The following is a 19,997-nucleotide window of genomic DNA, read 5'->3' as shown; positions in this document are numbered from 1 at the left end:
CGCCCGGTGTTGTAAGCGAGCGGTCGTCAGTTCAATCCTGACAGGGGGCTCCATCCAGCCGCTGCGCGGCTGTAGCTCAGTGGTAGAGGCCGTGCCCGGTGTTGTAAGCGAGCGGTCGTCAGTTCAATCCTGACAGGGGGCTCCATCCAGCCGCTGCGCGGCTGTAGCTCAGTGGTAGAGGCCGTGCCCGGTGTTCGGGGTCTCTGATCGAGAGGGTGCCGCTTCATTCGGTGGGTGCCCCGGTGCGGTTCTTCGTAGTCGCCGTCAGTTGTGGCCTCGCTCGGGTTCGGCTGGACGATGTGGTCGGGTCGGCAGCCTTCGAGCGGATCTGCGGGATCGCGTGACGAGCGGGCGGGCGAGGGCCGACGCGGAGCGAGCACACCGCCTGTGCTTTTCGTTGCGGAATTCGTGGGCTGCGGTGCTGCCACGGGACAACTGTTCCGAAGTGGGACGTGTCGTCGAGCGCGCCGATCCAATTCAGCGCATATGTCGGAGAATTCGTCCTCGTGGTCCCGTCGCGGCCGGGCTGGGAAAGCGGCCGACCAGTTCGGTGGTTGGTAGCGAACGGGCAGCACATCTGAGCACCGACCGACGAGCATGTTTCCGGCTACGAGTCTGTTTGTAGTCTGGTGTGCGCAAACATTTCTCGGGATAGGCATGTTCAGATCACGCGCAAACACCGGATGGGCCACAAATAGAGCATGGCGGCATACTTCGCGCACATTCGGGTGACTCTAGCTGTACCGGGTTCTCCATCTGTCGAAAGTTACTGAGATGTACGAATACAACGCGTTGCCGCCGGCCGTTGCGCGGTCTCGTACCATCCAGGGGGCGCGCGATGACTGAGCTGATCGACTTCTCCGCCGCGCTCATCGAGCCGCAAGCGATCAAAGACGCCGGATACGCGGGCGTCATCGGCTACTTCAGCGATTCCCGGCCCGGGACGAATTTCGGTGCGAAGCCGCTGCGGCGGGAATACTGCGACCGATTGCGTGCCATCGGGCTCGAGATAGTGACCAATTACCAGTACGGCAAGGGTGAGACGTCGGACTGGAAAGGCGGTTACGACGCGGGGGTGCACCACGCGCGGATCGCGCTCGATTATCACCGCGCGGCCGGTGGGCCCCGCTCGCGCCCGCTGTATGCCCCGGTCGACGCAAATCCGACGCTGGCGGAATGGAATTCGCTGATCGCGCCGTTTCTCCGAGGCTGGGCGTCGGTGGTCGGTCTGGAATGGACCGGCATGTACGGCAATGCCCGATGCATCGACTGGGCGCTGGAGGACGGCGTCGCCAGCTGGTTCTGGCAACACAACTGGTCCGGCGATCCCTCGATCAACGGCGACCATCCCGCCGCGCACCTGCATCAGATCCGCATCGACGCCGACCGGGTCGGCGGTGTCGTGGTGGATATCGACAAAGTTCTCGCCGACGACTACGGCCAATGGTCGAAGGCGCCGAATTCAGGGGGCACAATGCAAAAGCCCGACTACATCGAATTGGACCGGATGGGCGACTCCGCGTCCAGCCGCCACGGCGCCCGCGTGGAGAACTTCCTGCTGCACACCCAGGAAGGCAATGGAACGGCGGAGAGCCTGGCCAACTACCTCAACAATCCGGCGAACGGGGTGAGCTACCACTACACCGTCCGCGACCGCGTGGTGGTCGACGTGGTCGACACCGACCTGGCCAGTTGGTCGGTGCTGGACGCGAACTCGTTCACCATCAATCTCTGTTTCGCTGGCAGCCGCGTCGCGTGGAGCCGGGACGACTGGCTGCGCATCCGCGACGACATCCGCATCGCGGCGTGGCTCGCGGTGCAGGACGCGCGCAAGTACGGGTTCGACACGTATGTCATCGCACCGCCCTACCAGCGGCGTCAGGGCATCTCCGACCACAAGTACGTCACCGAGTGCCTCGGCATCGGCACGCACACCGACGTGGGACCGAATTTCCCCTGGGACGTGTTCGCCGACGATGTGCGCGGCTTCGCCACCGGCGAGCCGAGCGGGTCGGAGCCGAACGCGATCAACGATTGCGCGGCGGCGAATCCGTGGCTCGGCCGGCGGATCACGCAGGGGGAGATCACGACGCCCGACGGCGCGGGACGCTTCGCCCAGTTCGAACACGGCTACATCTACTGGCATCCGGATACCGGCGCGCACGCCATCCCGGAAACGCTGTGGGGAAAGTTCGAGGCGATGGGCTGGGAGGCGGGCCCGCTCGGGTATCCGATCACCGACCGCACCGTGACGCACGGGCCGGACGGTCAGCCGACGGGTGAGGTGCAGGGTTTCCAGGGCGGAGCGCTCTATCGGCGGCAATCGAGCGACAACGTGTGCTGGGTGCACGGCGCGATCCGCGACCGCTGGAACCGCTCGGGTTACGAGAACGGACCGCTCGGCTGGCCGGCCACCGACGAAATCCCCTGGGACACCGGGACCTACCAGGACTTCGAGCATGGCCGGATCTACTGGACCCCCAGCCAGACCCTGGCCACGGTCGCGGTCGGCGGAGTCGACACACCCCTGCGCGACGTGGCGAGTTAGGCGGGCACGTTTTCGCCGTAGCCGAGATCGCGCAGCGCCTGCTTGATCTTGGCCTGCGCCTCGTCCAGCGACTCGGGGCTCGGGTTCGGGTCGGCGCCGGAGATGTCGAAATCACCCAGCGAGAAGGCCGGGAACACGTGCACGTGCAGGTGCGGCACTTCCAGACCGGCGATGAGCAGACCGGCGCGCGGCGCGTCCCAGGCCGCGCGCACGGCCTGGCCGATCTTCTGGGCGACGGCGGTCAGCCGGGCGAAGGTGCCCGCGTCGATGTCCTGCCACTGGTCGATCTCCTTGCGGGGCACCACGAGGGTGTGACCGGGAGTGACCGGGGCGATGGTGAGGAAACCGACGAACTCGTCGTCCTCCCAGACGAAACGGCCCGGGAGCTGACCGGCGATGATCGCGCTGAAGACAGAAGCCATGTCCCGCAGCGTAGCCCCGAGTCGCGGCAGGCGCCCCGCGCTATACCGCGACGAAGTGCGACAGGATGCCCTGCACCTCGTAGATGTCCACCTGCCGGTTGAACCGCTTCAGCAGCGGCTCGTCGCTGCCCGAGATCCAGATGGCCAGCTCCGCGTCCAGATCGAAGGTGCCTGCCGTCTCCACCGAGAAGTGGGTGATCGCGCGATAGGGAACGCTGTGATAGCTCACCTTGCGGCCGGTGACGCCCTGCTTGTCGATGAGGATCAGGCGGCGGTTCGTGAACAGCATCGCGTCGCGGACCAGCAGGTACGCCGCGTAGACCTGTTCGCCGTTGCCGAGGAGCTTGGCGTACTCCTGTTGCGCCTGCCCCGGATCGATCCGGCCGGCGTTGCCCATCAGTCCGTCGATCAGACCCATTTCAGCACTTCCTTCGGGTGCTCCGGAGGCACGAGTGGTCAGGCCCCCGCTCATGCCGGAAAAGGACACAGTGGTCGGTGCGGGCCGGGTGCCGTCCCACATCCGTTGTCCCCTTTCATCATCCCCTCCGCGCGCACCGGCAGCGGCGATCCCGCCGAACGGCTCGTTTAGGCTGTCTGCCGTGCGTGTACTCGTCATCGGTTCCGGAGCCCGTGAACATGCCCTCGTCCTGGCCCTGCGCCGGGACCCCGCGGTGACCGCGCTGTTCGCCGCTCCAGGCAATGCCGGGATCGCGCAGCACGCGCAGGTTCGCCCGGTCGACCCGTGTGCCGCCGAGGACGTGGTCGCGCTGGCCACGGAGGTGGATGCCGACCTGGTGGTGATCGGCCCGGAAGTCCCGCTGGTGCTCGGCGTCGCCGACGCGCTGCGCGTGGCGGGCATCCCGTGCTTCGGACCGTCGGCCGCGGCCGCCCGGATCGAGGGCTCCAAAGCCTTCGCCAAGGACGTCATGTCCGCGGCGGGCGTGCGCACCGCGCACAGCGAAGTGGTGGACAACCCGGCCGAGCTGGACGACGCGCTCGACCGCTTCGGTCCCACCTGGGTGGTGAAGGACGACGGACTCGCCGCGGGCAAGGGCGTGGTGGTGACCGCCGACCGCTCGGCGGCGCGCGAGCACGGGGCCGAACTGCTGGAGCAGGGCCACCCGGTGCTGCTGGAGTCGTTCTTGGACGGACCGGAAGTCTCGCTGTTCTGCCTGGTCGACGGCGAGACGGTGGTTCCGCTGCTGCCCGCGCAGGATCACAAGCGCGTCGGTGACGGTGACACCGGACCCAACACCGGCGGCATGGGCGCCTACACGCCGCTGCCGTGGCTGCCCGAGCAGACCGTCACCGCGATCGTCGACGACGTGGTGAAACCCGTTGCCGCCGAGCTGGTGCGGCGCGGCAGCGGCTTCTCCGGCCTGCTCTACGCCGGGCTGGCGATCGGCGCGGCCGGCCCCGCCGTGGTCGAATTCAATTGCCGCTTCGGCGATCCCGAGACGCAGGCGGTGCTGGCGTTGCTGGACAGCCCGCTCGGCGAGCTGCTGTACGCCACCGCCACCGGCACGCTGGCACAGGTGGCCCCGCCGCGCTGGCGCGACGGCTCCGCCATCACCGTGGTGCTCGCCGCGGAGAACTACCCGGGGCGTCCGCGTCTCGGCGACGCGATCTCCGGCGCTGGCGAGGGCGCGTCCGACGAGAACGCCACGGTGCTGCACGCGGGCACCGCGCAGCGCGAGGACGGCGCGCTGGTCTCCGCGGGCGGACGGGTGCTGAACGTGGTGGGCGTCGGCGCCGACCTCGCCGAAGCCCGCGCCCGCGCCTACGACCGCATCGCCGCGATCAAACTGCCCGGCAGCCACTACCGCACCGACATCGGCCTGGCCGCCGTGGAGAACCGCATCGAGGTCTGAGCCGCGGCTCGATTCCCCTGAGCCGCCCGGCGCGTCGCGGGCTCAGCCGAACGTGAGTCCGCGCACCGCCAGCCATTGCTGCGGGTCGACGTGTTGTCCGCCGGCGATCACCTCGAAGTGCAGGTGCGGCCCGGTCGAGTCGCCGCGGTTGCCCATGCGGGCGATCTGCATGCCCGCTGGCACCCGCTCGCCGACCGAGACGAAGAAGTCGTACATGTGCCCGTAGACGGTGATGCTGCCGTCGTCGTGGCGGATCCGCACCCACAGGCCGAAGCCCTGCGCCGGTCCGGCGTCGATGACGGTGCCGTCGGCGACCGCGTAGATCGGGGTGCCGATCGGGCCCGCGATGTCGATGCCGTTGTGGAACGTTCCCCAGCGTGACCCGAAGCCGGAGGTGAAGACGCCGTGGGCGGGCAGCGCGAAGCCGTGGCCGCCCGGCAGCGTCGCCCCGGGCTGCACCGGCGCGGTTCCGGTCATCCACGGCTGCCGCTCACCGGCCACGGCGGCGGCCGCCTCGGCCTTCGCGCGTTCGAGCGTCGCGCGCGCTGCGGCCGCGACCACCGCCTGCTCGCGCAGCCGCTCACCGTTGGCGATCGCGTTCAGCAACCTGGTCACCGAAGGCGGGGTGTTCTGCATCTGCGGGGGATAGGCGACGGCGACGCGCTGGGCGCGGTCCGGTGCGGGCGTGCGATCGGTGACCGTCCCGGCGAAGGACATGTCGCCCGCGGCGAACATCGCGGTCGCCGCGAGCCCGCCCAGCAGCACCTTGTGCTTGCGCGCCAGCGCCAGCAACTCCTCGCCGGTGGGTTTGCGCCGCCACAGGTCGCGCGGGTCCGGCCTGCGCTGCCACCAGGCCCGCAGCCGGCGCGGATCGAACCGGCCGCCATCGCCGAAAAGCCGCCGCCGGGACCGGCGCGGCAAGCCCGCACGCCAATCGCGCGGAATGACGCCGATACCGGCCACTCCGCGCACTCGGTCGAGTCCGTCTCGTCGAGACTTATCGAGCATCGGGTAGACCATAACCGCGACTGTGCGGCGAAGCGTGCTCTACCGTCTGTCGAGTGTCCAGAGAATCTCGCCGGTCGACCATTCCACCTTTCTACGTGATGGATGTGTGGAAAGCCGCCGCGGAACGCGCCCGGACCCACGGCGATGTGCTCGTGCTCGCGGCGGGGCAGCCGTCGACGCCTGCGCCCGCGCCCGTCCTGCGCGCGACTCAACTGGCCATCGGGTCCGAATTGCTCGGTTACACGGAGACTTTCGGCATTCTGGCGATTCGGGAAGCGATCGCACAACACCATCGGGAAACCTACGGTTACCAGGTCCACCCGGACGACGTGGTCGTGACCACCGGCTCGTCCGGCGCGTTCTCGCTGATCTTCCTCGCCGCGTTCGACCCGGGCGACACCGTCGTGGTGGCGCGTCCCGGGTATCCGGCCTACCGCAACACCCTCGCCGCGCTCGGCTGCCGCGTGCTGGAACTCGACTGCGGCGCGCAGACCAGGTTCCAGCCCACCGTCGCCATGCTCGAGGCGCTTCCCGAGCCGCCCGCCGGCCTGGTGGTGGCCAGCCCCGCCAACCCCACCGGCACCATGATCGCCCCGGCGGAGCTCGCCGCGCTGGCCCGCTGGTGCGAGGAGCACGGCACGCTGCTGATCTCCGACGAGATCTACCACGGCATCACCTACGACACGGGCCCCGACAGCGCCACCTCGTCGGCCTGGGAGACCTCGCGGGAAGCGGTGGTGATCGGCTCGGTCTCCAAATACTTCTCCATGACGGGCTGGCGGCTGGGCTGGATGCTGGTGCCGAGCGGCCTGCGCCCCGCGCTGCAACGGCTGGCCTCCAACCTGACCGTGTGCCCGCCGGCGATCTCGCAGTACGCGGCGCTGCACGCGTTCGGCGCTGAGGCCAAGGAAGAACTCGACGGGCACGTGCGGCGGTACGCGGAGAACCGGCGGTTGCTGCTGGACGGCCTGCCGAAACTGGGCATCACCGACCTCGCCCCCGCCGACGGCGCCTTTTACGCCTACGCCGATATCGGCCACCTCACCGACGACTCCCGCGCCTGGTGCGCCGACGTGCTGAACCACACCGGCGTCGCGCTCGCTCCGGGGGTGGATTTCGACACCGTCAACGGACACCGGACGGTTCGTTTCTCGTTTGCCGGAGCCACCGCCGACATCGAGGCGGCGCTGCTGCGTCTAGGGCACTATCTAGGCGTTTGAAAGCCCTGTCCGGCAAGAACTTTTCGCAGTTCGGCACCCTGGCCGCGCGGATGCGGTAAAACAACGATGGTTGCTTTTCCTCGCTGATTTCCCCTGGAAGAACTGATGACGACTGGCACGATGGCACGGTGATCACCGCGACGACCCCGAAAGGCGAACGGCGTCGCCAGGCTTTGATAGCCGCCGCTGCCGAGCTGTTGCTCGAAGGCGGTTTCGAGGCGGTGCGGCATCGTTCGGTTGCGACGCGCGCTGATCTGCCTCTGGCGTCGACCACCTACTATTTCGAATCCTTGGACGACCTCATCGCTCGGGCCGTCGAGTTCAGCGGCAATGCCGAGCTGGACGCGATGCGCAGGCGGGTCGGCGAGGTGAGCCACCGCCGCCGCGGCGCGGAGGCCACGGTCGACCTGGTGCTCGACCTTCTGGTGGGCAGCGACGGGGCCGACGAAGGCGCGCGCGGGCAACTCATCGCACGCTACGAGCGTTCGGTCGCTTCGGCGCGGCACCCTGAGCTGCGCGAAGTCCAGCTACGGCTGCGGGCCCAGCTGGACGAGCTGCTGGCCGACGTGCTGCGCCGATCCGACCGGATGGTGCGGCCGGAACAGCTGCGCCGGCTGGTCGCGGTGGTGGACGGAGCCGTGGTCGCCGCGCTCACCGAGATGGACCCGGAACCGCGGCGGATGGCCCGCGGCGCGCTGCTGGAAGTGATCGACATCGTGGCCCCGCCCGCGCGGTCGGCGGCCCCGGAGGCGGCGGCCTACGCGGGCACGGACGGTCCCGTCCGTGCCACGCCCCAGCAAGTGGATCGTTACCGAGCACTAGACTGACCGGACGTGAGCATCGTCCCCAATGTCCTCGCCACCCGTTACGCCAGCCCGGAGCTGGTGCACCTGTGGTCGCCGGAGCACAAGGTCGTACTGGAGCGACGGCTGTGGCTGGAGGTGCTGCGGGCGCAGGCGGAGCTGGGCGTCGAGGTGCCGGAGGGGGTCATCGCCGACTACGAGCGCGTGCTCGACGAGGTGGACCTGTCCTCCATCGCCGAACGCGAGCGGGTGACCCGGCACGATGTGAAGGCGCGCATCGAGGAGTTCAACGCGCTGGCCGGGCACGAGCACGTGCACAAGGGCATGACCAGCCGCGACCTCACCGAGAACGTGGAGCAGCTGCAGATCCGGCTCTCGCTCGAGCACGTGCACGCGCACGGCGTGGCGATCGCCGCGCGACTGGCCGAGCGCGCCGCCGAATACCAGGCGCTGGTGATGGCGGGCCGCTCGCACAATGTCGCCGCGCAGGCCACCACGCTGGGCAAGCGGTTCGCCTCCGCGGCCGACGAATTGCTGATCGCGCTCACCCGGCTGCGTGAACTGATCGAGCGTTACCCGCTGCGCGGGATCAAAGGCCCGATGGGCACCGCGCAGGACATGCTCGACCTGCTCGGCGGCGACCCGGCCAAGCTCGCCCGGCTGGAGCAGCAGGTGGCCCGGCATCTCGGTTTCGCGACCGTGCTCACCAGCGTCGGCCAGGTCTACCCGCGCTCGCTGGATCACGATGTGCTGTCCACGCTGGTGCAGGTGGGCGCAGGTCCGTCCTCGTTCGCGCACACCATCCGGCTGATGGCCGGGCACGAGCTGGTCACCGAGGGTTTTCAGCCCGGCCAGGTGGGCAGCTCGGCGATGCCGCACAAGATGAACACCCGCTCCTGCGAACGCGTCAACGGCTTGCAGGTGGTGCTGCGCGGTTACGCCTCGATGGCGGCCGAGCTGGCGGGAGCGCAGTGGAACGAGGGCGACGTGTTCTGCTCGGTGGTCCGCCGTGTCGCGCTGCCGGACGCGTTCTTCGCCATCGACGGGATGATGGAGACCTTCCTCACCGTGCTGGCCGAGTTCGGCGCCTACCCGGCGGTGATCGCCCGCGAACTGGACCGGTACCTGCCGTTCCTCGCCACCACCCGCATCCTGATGGCGGCCGTCCGGACCGGTGTCGGCCGTGAAACCGCGCACGAGGTGATCAAGGAGCACTCCGTCGCGGTCGCCCTCGCGATGCGCGAGCAGGGACGCGAACCCGACTTGCTCGACCGCCTCGCCGCCGACCCGCGCCTTCCCCTGGACCGCCCCGCCCTCGACGCGGCGCTGTCGGACAAGTCCGCCTTCGTCGGCGCGGCGGAGTCCCAGGTCGCCGACGTCATCGGCCAGGTGCAGAAACTCGTCGACCGCTACCCGGACGCGGCCAGATATTCACCGTCGCCGATCCTGTAGCGGGACTGCGCCTTTCGCGGCCAAATCGTTCGTCGGCTCGACTGGTGGCCGGTATCGTCCCCCGGTGCCCATTCACGCCTTCGTGGACGAGTCGATTCGCCGCGACCGCTACATACTGTGCGCTGCCCTCGTGCCCGCCCAGCTGCTCGAGCACGCACGAGCGGTGGTCCGCGGTCTGTGTTTGCCCGGCCAGCGCCGGTGGCATTTCGCGAAGGAGCCGGACCAACGACGTCGGCAGATCCTCGCCACGATGGCCCGATGTGAAGGCGTGCGCGTCGCGGTCTTCGTCGGGAAAGGCGCTGAGGTGCGCGTTCGCGACGAATGTATGGCTCGATTGGTCACCTATCTGGTGGATCTGAAGGCTGAGCGGTTGGTTATCGAATCGCGCGAGAGCCTGGACCATCGCGATCGCAATTGCATCGCCGCAGCGCTTCGTAAGGCTTCGGCGGAACTGCCGTACCTGCATCTGCCGCCGCACACTGAGCCGGGACTATGGTGGCCTGACGCCGTAGCCTGGGCGTTCGGCGCCGGTGGGGTTTGGCGGCCACTGGTGGCTTCCTTGGTTGTCGACGTCATCGATGTCGACAACCACTCCAGATAGCGCGAAACCCGACTGCTCACCGTCCGGAGAGGAGCCGGGTCCACTTCTCCCAGCTACTGCCAGGAGCTGATTCGATGGTACCGCACCGGTGGTGTCCGGGCTATCCATTACCCGGCATCGCCGCGACCGGAGACCGCATAGGCTGCCGGTCGTGAATCCCTACACGATTTTCGCCGATATCGTTGCCGGGCGGGCGCCGTCGAGCAAGGTCTATGAGGATGACGATGTCCTGGCGTTCATGGACATTCGGCCGATGACGCCGGGGCATCTGCTGGTGGTGCCGAAGGTGGCGGCGCGCAGTCTGGCGGAGCTGGATCCGGAGGTCGGGGGGAAGCTGTTCCAGGTGGGGCAGCGGCTCGCGGCGGCGTTGCGGACCAGCGAGGTCGGCTGCGACGGGGTGAATTTCTTTCTGGCGGACGGGGTGACGGCCGGGCAGGAGGTCTTCCACGTGCACCTGCACGTCATCCCGCGTACGCCGGGCGACGGGTTCGGTTTACGCGGCCGCCCGACCAGTCCGCGGCGGGAGGATCTGGACTACCTCGCCGCCTCGATCCGGGGCGCGCTGGGCGACTGAGCTCGCCGCCGGGTTGCGTGCTCTTGTCGGCTCTCGTTTGTCGTCGCCGGTCATCGCGCTGGGCGGCGTCGATCGCGGAGAGGGCCTCCGCGAAACGCTCGGCTGCGGTGCCACAGCCGAGCATTCGTCATCTTCCGATCCGCTGGAAGCCGGGCAGCCGGGTGACGACCGCTCGGTGCCCACGAGAGGGCTCGGCCTCTCGGGTATTCGCAGGACTTGGCGACGAGTCAGTCCCCCACCAGTTGGGCCGCCGTCCAGTTGGGGTAGTCGCTGTACCCCTCGGCAGTGCGGCCGTACAGGAACTCCTCGCGAATGGGGGCGAGGGGCAGGTCGTACCGGATGCGATGCACCAGATCGGGATTGGCGATGAACGCCCTGCCGAACGAGACCAAGTCGGCGTGTCCGGCGCGCAGCACCTCTTCCGCGCCCGCCGCCGTGGTCGGCTCGCGGTTCTCGCCGATATTCGCGATGAGCGTGCCGTGCCAGCGCGGGCGTAGATCGCGCAGCGCGGGGTAGCGATCGTTGTCGGTGAGGTGCAGGTAGGCGAGGTCGCGCGCGTCCAGTTCGGCGACGAGCGCGCGGTAGAGCGGGGCCGGGTCGGCTTCGTACATGTTGAACTGGGGATTGCCCGGCGAGAGCCGGATGGCGGTGCGGTGCGAACCGATCGCCCCGGTCACCGCGTCCACCACCGCGAGGGGCAGCCGCATGCGGTTGACGATCGAACCGCCGTACTCGTCGTCGCGCAGGTTGGTGTTGTCGGCCAGGAACTGGTGCGGCAGATAGCTGTTGGCGGCGTGGATCTCGACGCCGTCGAAGCCCGCCGCCACGGCATTGCGCGCGGCGGCGGCGTAGTGCCCGATCGCGGCCTCGATACCGGCGCGATCGAGCGCGGCGGGAGTGATCGGATCGGCCTTGCCGCCGTCGATCAGATGCACCCGGTCGTCGTCGAGCACCGCCGACGGTCCGGCCGGCCAGGATCCGTCGATCCGGGCGAGCGGGTGACCCTTGCGTCCGCCGTGCATGAGTTGCGCGAAGATCCGTCCGCCGCGTGCGTGCACCGCCTCGGTGACCCGGCGCCACGCCGCGACGTGCGCCTGCGTCTGCAAGCCCGGCACCCACGCTTCGCTCTGGCCGGTCGAATGCGGCCAGATGCCCTCGGTGACGATCAGTCCCGCGGTCGCGCGCTGGGCGTAGTAGTCGGCGACATCGCTGGTCGGGGACCCGTCGGGCAGCGAGCGCAGCCGGGTCATGGGCGCCATGACGATCCGGTTGGGCAGGTCGAGCGGGTGGTTGCGGTATTCGGTCAGAAGCAGCATGGCTGTACCGTAAAACCTGACATCGATGTTAGGTCAAGGAGTGAAGATGCGGATCGGTGAACTGGCCCAGCGGACCGGCGTGAGCGTCCGGTCGCTGCGGTACTACGAGACCAAGGGCCTGCTGAGTTCGCAGCGGTCCTCCGGCGGGCAGCGCGAGTACGCGGAGGCGGCGGTCGAGCGGGTCCTGCGCATCCAGGAGATGTTCGCCGCGGGCCTGCGCAGCGACACGATCGGGGAACTGCTGCCGTGCATCAACGACGTCGACGGCACGCCCAACGCCATGGCCACGCCGTTCCTGGTGGAAAAGCTCACCGAGGAACGAGCCAGGATCGATCAGGCGATGCGCGATCTGCGCCGCACCGGTGACGTGCTCGACGGCATCATCCGTGCGGCGGGCGGCGAGGCGGCCGAACAGTAGGGTGGACGCCATGGCTCTCGACAGCGGAACGATCTCCGAACCCGGTAGCGGCGCGGTGGCGCCGCCGGTCGCCAAGCAGGTGCCCACCGAGCGGGTGCACCACGGCGACGTGTTCGTCGACGAGTACGAGTGGCTGCGGGACAAGGACAACCCCGACGTCATCGCCTACCTCGAGGCGGAGAACGCCTACACCGAGGCGCAGACCGCGCACCTGAGCACGCTGCGCGAGACGATCTTCGACGAGATCAAGGCGCGCACGCAGGAGACCGATCTGTCGGTGCCGACCCGGCTGGGCGACTACTGGTACTACTCGCGCAGCTTCGAGGGCAAGCAATACGGTGTGCACTGCCGGTGCCCGATCGACGCCGAGGCCGAAGGCATCGACGCGTGGACGCCGCCGCAGCTGGACGCCGAGACCGAGGTCCCGGGCGAAGAGGTGCTGCTCGACAGCAACGAGCTGGCCGAGGGACACGACTTCTTCGCGCTCGGCGCGTTCTCGATCAGCCACGACGGCACGCTGCTGGCCTACTCGGTGGACAACGTCGGCGACGAGCGCTACGTGCTGCGCTTCAAGGATCTGCGCACCGGCGAACTGCTCGGCGACGAGATCGCGGGCGCCGCTCCCGGCGCGACCTGGTCGCTGGACGGTAGCCATGTCTTCTACCAGACCGTGGACGAGTCGTGGCGGCCCGACACGGTGTGGCGCCACCGGCTCGGCAGCACCGATCCCGACGTCAAGGTGTTCCACGAACCCGACGAGCGCTACTGGGTGAGCATCGGTGCGACCCGCTCGGAGAAATATCTGATGATCTGGGTCGGCTCCAAGATCACCAGCGAGGGCTGGGTGCTCGAGTCCGACGATCCCGAGGGCGAGTTCCGGGTACTGCTGCCGCGCCGCGAGGGCGTCGAGTACTCCGCCGAGCACGCGGTGATCGGCGGGCGGGACCGGTTCCTGATCCTGCACAACGACGTGGTCGACGGCGTCAAGGCGGAGAACTTCGTGCTCGCCGAGGCGCCGGTGGACGACCCGTCGAACCTCACCCAGCTGATCGGCCATCGCGACGACGTGCGGCTCGAGGACATCGACGCGTTCCGCGACCACCTGGTGCTCAGCTACCGGCGCGAGGCGCTCACCCGGATCGCGGTGTGGCCGCTGACCGCCTCCGGCTACGGCGAGCGGCGCGAACTTGAGTTCGATCTGGAACTCTTCGCGGTCGGCACCGGCTCCAACCCGGAGTGGGCCCAGCCGACCTTGCGCATCGGCCTGACCTCCTTCATCACCCCGATGCAGGTCTTCGACTACGTTCCCGCCACCGGAGAGCTGCTGCTGCGCAAAGAACAGCCGGTGCTCGGCGGTTACGACGCCGACGAGTACGAGCAGCACCGGGATTGGGCCGTGACCGAGGACGGCACCCGGATCCCGATCTCGCTCGTGCGGAAGAAGACGACCGCCGACGGGCCGAAGCCGCTGCTGCTGTACGGCTACGGCTCCTACGAGGCGAGCATCGACCCGTCCTTCTCGGTTGCCCGATTGTCGCTGCTGGATCGCGGCATGGTCTTCGCCGTCGCGCACGTGCGCGGCGGCGGCGAGATGGGCAGGCTCTGGTACGAGCACGGCAAGACGCTCACCAAGAAGAACACCTTCACCGACTTCGTCGCCGCCGCACGGCATCTGGTCGACACCGGGGTCACCGCCCCGGACCGGATGGTCGCCGACGGCGGCAGCGCGGGCGGCCTGCTGGTCGGCGCGGTGGCGAACCTGGCTCCCGAGCTGTTCACGGGCATCCTGGCGAACGTCCCCTTCGTCGATCCGCTCACCTCGATCCTCGATCCGTCGCTCCCGCTGACCGTGATCGAGTGGGACGAGTGGGGTAACCCCCTGGCCGACAAGGACGTCTACGCGTACATGAAGTCCTACTCGCCGTACGAGAACGTCGAGGCCAAGGACTATCCGGCGATCCTGGCCATCACCAGCCTGAACGACACCCGCGTGCTCTACGTCGAGCCGGCGAAGTGGATCGCCAAGTTGCGCGCCACCGCGACCGGGGACGCGCCGCTGTTGCTGAAGACGGAGATGAGCGCGGGCCACGGCGGGGTCAGCGGGCGCTACGAGAAATGGCGGGAAGTGGCCTTCGAGCACGCCTGGGTGCTGGACACGGTCGGTCTCGCCGACGCGTGACGCACCGGCGCGCCGCTGGTGGCGGCGGCGCGCCGAGCGCGGGGCGACCGCTCGACGCAGCTGTGGCGCAGTGTTCGCCACCTGGTCATACAGTCTGCACATCACGGACACGTGCGGCTGGCACCGTGGGGTCATGAACGCTGAGCTGATCGTGTCGGTCTCCGGGATCAGGGACACCACCCGGGACCTGGCGATCGAATTCGCCGAACAGATGGATCGGCGCGGCGTGCCGCTCTCGCTGCTGGTCGCGCCACGGTTGAAGGGCAAATACCGGCTGCTCGAGGACCCGGCGACGCAGGCATGGCTGCGCGGCAGGCGGGCCAAGGGCGACGCGATCGTGCTGCACGGCTACGACCAGGCGGCCACCAAGCGGCGGCGCGCCGAGTTCGCCACGCTGCCCGGACACGAGGCGCGGCTGCGGTTGACCGCCGCCGACCGGGTGCTCGAGCAGGCCGACCTGCGCACCCGGCTGTTCGCCGCCCCGCGCTGGGATGCCTCGGCGGGTGCGCTGGACGCGCTGCCCGATGCCGGTTTCCGGTTGGCGCTCGGCCTCACCTCGATCATCGACCTGGAGCGCAACACGGCGCAGAAGGCGAGGGTGTACGGCATCGGCGAAGGCTTCCGCGCGGAACCGTGGTGGTGCCGCGCCTTGGTCATGGGCGCCGCGCGCACCGCCCGTCGCGGCGGCGTGCTTCGCCTGGCCGTTTCGGCCGCCCAGCTGGGGCGGTCCGGCCCGCGTCAAGCCATGCTCGACGCCGTCGACCTCGCCCTGTTCCACGGCGCGACCGGCGCCACCTACCGGTGGGAGCCCTTCCGGGCGGCTCGGGCCGCATGACTGACGCCGCGGGCGGGGGCGGGTCGGCTCCGTCGCCCGCGGCCGGTCGGGACCGCTGTGGCGCGACCGATCGGCGCCGCCGCCCGCGAATGGCGTAGCCGGGCGGCGGCGCTGTCATGATCAGGACGCGGCGATCGTCGTCTCCGCCACGGCGGGCGCCGCGTCGTGGGTGAAGCCGCCCGCCTCCGCACGGGTGAGCGAGGTGGCGAACGGCCGCTGCCGCAGCTGATCCATACAGCGGTCGAGATCGGCGAGCAGCAGGTCGGCCATGTCGATGGTGAAGCCGTGGCGCAGCACCGCGCGCATCACTGTCTCGTCGTTTCGGTCGGCGGGCAGCGGGTAGGCGGCGATCAGCCAGCCTCGGGAGCGCAGCCGGTCGGACAGGTCGTAGAGGTTGAAGCCGGGATCGCCGGTCAGCCGCCAGCACACCGCCGTGATGCCGCGCTGCGGATCGCCGTCGTGGATCAGCTCGAAGACCCCGAGCCCGCGCAGGCCGGCGGCCAAGTGCTGCGCCGCGCGGTAGATCGCGGACTGCACCCGCGCGTAACCGGTGCGCCCCAGCCGGATGAACTGGTAGTACTGCGTGATCGCCTGCCCGCCCGGCCTGGAGAAATTGAGGTTGAAGGTGGCCATGCTGCCGCCGAGGTAGTCGACGTCGAAGATCAGCTCCCGCGGCAGGTCGGCGGCTTCGCGCCAGATCGCCCAGCCCGCGCCGAGCGGGGCCAGCCCGGTCTTGTGGCCGGAGGCGTTGATCGACTTCACCCTGGGCAGCCGGAAATCCCACACCAGATCCGGTGCCGCGAACGGGGCGAGGAAGCCGCCGCTGGCCGCGTCGACGTGGATGGGGATGTCCAGGCCTTTGTCGCGCTGCAACGCGTCGAGCGCGGCGCTGATCCCGTCGACGTCCTCGAACAACCCGGTGTAGGTCTGGCCGAAGGTCGGCACGACCATCATGGTGTTCACGTCGCAGAATTCCGCGAGGTCGTCGGGGTGCATGGTGAGCCGGTCGCCGCGCAGCGGGATCTGGCGGATCTCGACATCGAAGTAGCGCGCGAACTTCTCCCAGCACACCTGAACCGGCCCGCAGACGAAGTTGGGCGTCCCGGTGCCGCCGCGCTTGCGCCAGCGGAATTTCGCCGCCAAGCCGCCGAGCATGGCCGCCTCGCTGGACCCGATGGTCGAGGTGCCGTGCGTGGCGGCAGGGTCCGGCGCGTGCCACAGATCGGCGACCATCCGGACGGCCCTGCGCTCGAGCTCGGCGGTCTGCGGGTACTCGTCCTTGTCCACGATGTTCTTGTCCAGGCACTCGGACATCAGCCTGCGCGCCTGGTCGTCCACCCAGGTGGTGCAGAACGTGGCCAGGTTCATCCTGGAGACGCCGTCGAGCATCAGTTCGTCGTGCACGATTTCGTAGGCGACCTGCGGGAACATCTCGTGCGCGGGGAATCCGGCCCGCGGCGCGGACCGGCTGAGCCCCGGCAGGGCGAACAGGTCATCGGCTGCTTCGGACATGTCAACGGCCTCCCGATTCGACGGTGTGCGGGCGTGCCTGCCGAGAATGCCGACAGTTTGCCAACACCCTCGACGCTCAGCTTGGCACACCCATTCCGCCATTCGACGCACTACGCGCTTCCGCGTGGACACCCGCCCGGCGGTGCGAACTGTGCCCGAGGGCCGGGGATAGGGTGGGGGAATGGCGGAGGATGTGCGGGTGGCGGAATTGCGCGGTGCGGTGGCCGGATTGATGGAACAGGCGAAAACCGATTTGGCACAGCTGGTTTCGTTCCGGTCGGTGGCCGATCCGCGGCAGTATCCGATCGAGGAGTGCGACATGGCGGCGCAGTGGGTGGCCGACGCGTTCGCCGCCGCCGGACTCACCACGGTCGGCCTGCACGAAACGCCGGACGGCACCAAGGCGGTCGTGGCGTCCCGGCCCGCCCCCGCCGGCGCGCCCACGGTGTTGCTCTACTGTCACTATGACGTGCAGCCTCCGATGGACGAGGCGGCGTGGCGCACCCCGCCGTGGGAACTGACCGAGCGCGACGGGCGCTGGTACGGACGCGGCAGCGCCGACTGCAAGGGCAACATCGTCATGCACCTGACGGCGTTGCGGGCGCTGGGCCCGGATCTGCCGCTTGGCGTCACCGTCGTCGCGGAGGGCTCCGAGGAGCAGAGCACCGGTGGACTCGAGCGTTTCGTCGAGGCCCATCCGGACCTGCTGCGCGCGGACGCGATCGTGGTCGGCGATTGCGGCAACTTCGCCGCGGGCGTGCCGACCTTGACCCAGACGTTGCGCGGCGGCGTGAACGTGGTGGTCACTGTCGAAACCCTCGCCAGCCCTCTGCATTCCGGCATGTTCGGCGGTCCGGCGCCCGACGCGCTGGCCGCGCTGATCCGCCTGCTGGCCTCGCTGCGCGACGAGCGGGGCAACACCACCATCGATGGGCTGCCGAACGATCAGGTCTGGCCCGGCGTCCAGTATCCGAGCGAGCAGTTCCATGCCGACGCGCGCGTTCTGCGCGGAGTGGAACTCGTCGGCGACGGCACCGTCGCCGACATGCTGTGGGCCCGGCCTGCGCTGACGGTGCTCGGCATCGATGCCCCTCCGGTGGTGGGATCGGCCGCCGCGATCCCCGCGACCGCGCGCGCCCGCCTCAATCTGCGCATCCCGCCGGGCACCGACCCGGATGCCGCGTACCGGGCGCTCGTCGCGCATCTGGAGGCGCACACCCCGTGGCGTGCCGAGCTGACCGTCGAACTGGAAGGCGCCGGAGCGCCTTTCCGGTCCTCGACGGGCGGCCCGGCGCGCGCCGCGATGGAAGCGGCGCTCGCCGCGTCCTATGGACGCCCGGCGACGACCCAGGGGCAGGGCGGGTCGATCCCGCTGTGCAACGTCTTCGCCACCACCTACCCGGACGCGGAGATCATGCTGATGGGTGTCGAGGAGCCGAAGTCCTTGATCCACGCGCCCAACGAGAGCGTGGATCCGAAGGAGATCGAACACATGGCGCTGGCCGAGGCGATCTTCCTCGCCACCTACGCCGGGTAGCGCTACAGATCGGTGTCGCTCTCCGGCCCGAGCACGCGGAATTCGGTTCCGGCCGGGGCCATCTCCGACAGCCTGCCGAAATAGATGCCCTGCGCCTCATCCCGGATGATGCCGTAGTGGATGGGCAGCGCGACACGCGGAGCCACCGCGCGCAGGTAATCGACGGCTTCGCTGACCCGCATCCAGGGCGCGGCGGCCGGAGCGGCGAGCACGCCCACCGGCACCGGCGGCACCCACAGCGAGTCGCCGGGGTGCACGAGCTGTGCCGGGTCCTCGGCGGTGCCCAACTGGAAGACGGTGTTGTCGATCACGGGGATCTCCGGATGGATGACGGCGTGCCTGCCACCGCCGCCGGTGATGCGGAGATCGCCGAGAGTGAGCACGTTGCCCGCGTGCACCGCTTCCCACCGCTCGCCGCGCTGCTCGGCGGTCTGTGGGTCCGACAGCAAGCGCGCGCCGGGGTTCGCGTCGATCAGCGCCTCGATCCGGTTCGGGTCGATGTGATCGGGATGCTGATGGGTGACCGCGATCGCGTCCAGGCCGGTGAGGCCCTCGAAGCCGTGCGAGAAGGTGCCCGGATCGAACAGGATCTTCTTGCCGTGCAGCTCGACGAGAAGGCAGGAATGACCGAAGTGGGCTATGCGCATGCCGTCATGCTAGCCACGCCGGGTGTGTTCTCCGCGACAGCGCGCGGTCTCGGCCGACCCCGCGGATGACGCAGGCGACCAGCACAACTACGCTGCTGAGGTAACCCCCCAACCACATGAGGAGCAACGCGTGGCACGAGTCGTGGTCGAGGTGATGCCGAAGGCCGAGATCCTGGATCCGCAGGGGCAGGCCATCGTCGGCGCACTCCCCCGCCTGGGATTCGAGGGCATCTCGGACGTGCGGCAGGGCAAGCGATTCGAACTCGACGTCGATGACAGCGTCGACGACGCGGCGCTCGAGCAGATCGCCGAATCGCTGTTGTGCAACACGGTGATCGAGGAGTGGAAGGTGGTTCGCGTCTCATGACCGCGCGCATCGGGGTCATCACGTTCCCCGGCACGCTCGACGACATCGACGCGGCCAGGGCGGTGCGCTTGGCGGGCGCCGAGGCGGTGAGCCTGTGGCATGCCGACGCCGACCTGAAGGGCGTCGACGCGGTGATCGTGCCCGGCGGCTTCTCCTACGGCGACTACCTGCGCGCGGGCGCCATCGCGCGCTTCGCCCCGGTGATGGGCGAGGTCGTGCGCGCGGCGGGTTCCGGGCTGCCGGTGCTCGGCATCTGCAACGGTTTCCAGGTGCTGTGCGAGGCCGGGTTGCTGCCCGGCGCGCTGACCCGCAACGAGGGGCTGCACTTCATCTGCCGCGATGAGTGGCTCACCGTGGAATCGGTGTCGACCGCGTGGACCTCCCGCTTCGAGCCGGGCGCGCAGATCCTCGTTCCGCTCAAGTCCGGCGAGGGGCGCTATCAGGCCTCGGAGGCGGTGCTCGACCAGCTCGAGGGCGAGGGCCGGGTGGTCTTCCGCTACGCGAGCGACAACCCGAACGGCTCGCAGCGTCGCATCGCGGGCATCGCGTCGGCCAACGGTCGCGTCGTCGGTCTGATGCCGCACCCCGAACACGCCACCGAGCCGCTGACCGGCCCCAGCGACGACGGGCTCGGCCTGTTCCTCTCGGTGCTGGACACGCTCGTAGGGGTCTGATCGTCCCGGCGCC

19 protein-coding genes are annotated in these 19,997 nt (G+C 69.3%); 13 read left to right on the top strand and 6 right to left on the bottom strand.

What is annotated here, in order from left to right; genetic code table 11:
• Positions 1-838 precede the first annotated feature (838 nt).
• Positions 839-2,548 carry a glycoside hydrolase domain-containing protein gene (locus ACH49X_RS27025; protein ID WP_357206602.1) on the top strand — a complete coding sequence of 570 codons (1,710 nt, stop codon included), beginning with the start codon at positions 839-841 and terminating at the stop codon, positions 2,546-2,548.
• Here the strand turns inward: ACH49X_RS27025 and ACH49X_RS27020 are convergent.
• Positions 2,545-2,970, bottom strand: coding sequence for an HIT family protein (locus ACH49X_RS27020; RefSeq protein ID WP_195078140.1), 426 nt, complete (start codon positions 2,968-2,970; stop codon positions 2,545-2,547). The genes ACH49X_RS27025 and ACH49X_RS27020 overlap by 4 nt on opposite strands.
• A gap of 40 nt (positions 2,971-3,010) precedes the next feature.
• On the bottom strand, positions 3,011-3,388 hold the full coding sequence (locus ACH49X_RS27015) for a PH domain-containing protein (RefSeq protein ID WP_067795076.1): 378 nt from the start codon (positions 3,386-3,388) through the stop codon (positions 3,011-3,013).
• Between the two features lie 181 nt (positions 3,389-3,569).
• Between ACH49X_RS27015 and purD the strand changes: the two genes are divergently transcribed.
• On the top strand, positions 3,570-4,841 hold the full coding sequence (purD, locus tag ACH49X_RS27010; RefSeq protein ID WP_195078141.1) for a phosphoribosylamine--glycine ligase: 1,272 nt from the start codon (positions 3,570-3,572) through the stop codon (positions 4,839-4,841).
• Between the two features lie 42 nt (positions 4,842-4,883).
• Here the strand turns inward: purD and ACH49X_RS27005 are convergent, their stop codons facing one another.
• Entirely contained in the window at positions 4,884-5,849 is a 966-nt protein-coding gene (locus tag ACH49X_RS27005; RefSeq protein WP_357110182.1) for a M23 family metallopeptidase, read from the bottom strand.
• 53 nt (positions 5,850-5,902) lie between these two features.
• Between ACH49X_RS27005 and ACH49X_RS27000 the strand changes: the two genes are divergently transcribed.
• The 5 genes from ACH49X_RS27000 (at position 5,903) to ACH49X_RS26980 (ending at position 10,499) form a co-directional block, all read left to right on the top strand.
• Complete coding sequence (locus ACH49X_RS27000) at positions 5,903-7,069, top strand: pyridoxal phosphate-dependent aminotransferase (protein ID WP_195078143.1); 1,167 nt, start codon at positions 5,903-5,905, stop codon at positions 7,067-7,069.
• 128 nt (positions 7,070-7,197) lie between these two features.
• Positions 7,198-7,896, top strand: coding sequence for a TetR family transcriptional regulator (locus ACH49X_RS26995; RefSeq protein WP_323124119.1), 699 nt, complete (start codon positions 7,198-7,200; stop codon positions 7,894-7,896).
• A 6-nt stretch (positions 7,897-7,902) separates the two neighbouring features.
• Positions 7,903-9,324 carry an adenylosuccinate lyase gene (purB, locus tag ACH49X_RS26990; protein WP_195078144.1) on the top strand — a complete coding sequence of 474 codons (1,422 nt, stop codon included), beginning with the start codon at positions 7,903-7,905 and terminating at the stop codon, positions 9,322-9,324.
• A 64-nt stretch (positions 9,325-9,388) separates the two neighbouring features.
• On the top strand, positions 9,389-9,925 hold the full coding sequence (locus ACH49X_RS26985; protein ID WP_350903555.1) for a hypothetical protein: 537 nt from the start codon (positions 9,389-9,391) through the stop codon (positions 9,923-9,925).
• Between the two features lie 151 nt (positions 9,926-10,076).
• Positions 10,077-10,499, top strand: coding sequence for an HIT family protein (locus tag ACH49X_RS26980; RefSeq protein WP_195078145.1), 423 nt, complete (start codon positions 10,077-10,079; stop codon positions 10,497-10,499).
• A 227-nt stretch (positions 10,500-10,726) separates the two neighbouring features.
• On the opposite strand, the gene ACH49X_RS26975 is transcribed toward ACH49X_RS26980, so the two are convergent.
• Positions 10,727-11,815 (bottom strand): alkene reductase, encoded by a 1,089-nt coding sequence (locus ACH49X_RS26975; RefSeq protein ID WP_357110174.1) that lies wholly within the window; start codon positions 11,813-11,815, stop codon positions 10,727-10,729.
• A gap of 46 nt (positions 11,816-11,861) precedes the next feature.
• On the opposite strand from ACH49X_RS26975, the gene ACH49X_RS26970 reads away from it, so the two are divergent.
• The 3 genes from ACH49X_RS26970 to ACH49X_RS26960 all read left to right on the top strand — a co-directional run bounded on the left by ACH49X_RS26970 (position 11,862) and on the right by ACH49X_RS26960 (position 15,247).
• Positions 11,862-12,233, top strand: coding sequence for a MerR family transcriptional regulator (locus ACH49X_RS26970; RefSeq protein WP_357206600.1), 372 nt, complete (start codon positions 11,862-11,864; stop codon positions 12,231-12,233).
• A 10-nt stretch (positions 12,234-12,243) separates the two neighbouring features.
• Positions 12,244-14,412, top strand: a complete 2,169-nt coding sequence (locus tag ACH49X_RS26965) for a S9 family peptidase (protein WP_357206598.1) — start codon at positions 12,244-12,246, stop codon at positions 14,410-14,412.
• A gap of 133 nt (positions 14,413-14,545) precedes the next feature.
• The gene (locus tag ACH49X_RS26960; protein WP_357206596.1) at positions 14,546-15,247 is read left to right on the top strand and encodes a DUF2334 domain-containing protein; all 702 of its coding nucleotides are present in this window, start codon (positions 14,546-14,548) and stop codon (positions 15,245-15,247) included.
• Between the two features lie 120 nt (positions 15,248-15,367).
• Here the strand turns inward: ACH49X_RS26960 and ACH49X_RS26955 are convergent, their stop codons facing one another.
• The gene (locus ACH49X_RS26955; protein ID WP_357206594.1) at positions 15,368-16,759 is read right to left on the bottom strand and encodes a glutamate decarboxylase; all 1,392 of its coding nucleotides are present in this window, start codon (positions 16,757-16,759) and stop codon (positions 15,368-15,370) included.
• A gap of 181 nt (positions 16,760-16,940) precedes the next feature.
• Between ACH49X_RS26955 and ACH49X_RS26950 the strand changes: the two genes are divergently transcribed.
• Positions 16,941-18,296: a dipeptidase gene (locus ACH49X_RS26950; RefSeq protein ID WP_357110162.1), complete on the top strand. Its 1,356-nt coding sequence runs from the start codon at positions 16,941-16,943 to the stop codon at positions 18,294-18,296.
• Positions 18,297-18,298: 2 nt separating this feature from the next.
• Here the strand turns inward: ACH49X_RS26950 and ACH49X_RS26945 are convergent, their stop codons facing one another.
• On the bottom strand, positions 18,299-18,943 hold the full coding sequence (locus tag ACH49X_RS26945; RefSeq protein WP_195078152.1) for an MBL fold metallo-hydrolase: 645 nt from the start codon (positions 18,941-18,943) through the stop codon (positions 18,299-18,301).
• A gap of 130 nt (positions 18,944-19,073) precedes the next feature.
• Here ACH49X_RS26945 and purS point away from each other — a divergent pair, with 130 nt between their 5' ends.
• Together purS and purQ are read left to right on the top strand one after the other, a co-directional pair.
• Positions 19,074-19,310, top strand: a complete 237-nt coding sequence (purS, locus tag ACH49X_RS26940; protein WP_195078153.1) for a phosphoribosylformylglycinamidine synthase subunit PurS — start codon at positions 19,074-19,076, stop codon at positions 19,308-19,310.
• Positions 19,307-19,984 (top strand): phosphoribosylformylglycinamidine synthase subunit PurQ, encoded by a 678-nt coding sequence (gene purQ / locus ACH49X_RS26935; RefSeq protein WP_067795109.1) that lies wholly within the window; start codon positions 19,307-19,309, stop codon positions 19,982-19,984. Before purS ends, purQ begins: the two co-directional genes overlap by 4 nt.
• The last annotated feature ends 13 nt before the right edge of the window (positions 19,985-19,997 follow it).

This window comes from Nocardia sp. NPDC019323 (assembly GCF_044389845.1).
GTDB classification, from domain to species: domain Bacteria; phylum Actinomycetota; class Actinomycetes; order Mycobacteriales; family Mycobacteriaceae; genus Nocardia; species Nocardia implantans.
Note: the sequence above shows the minus strand (reverse complement) of the source record. Positions and strands in the feature narration are given on the sequence as shown.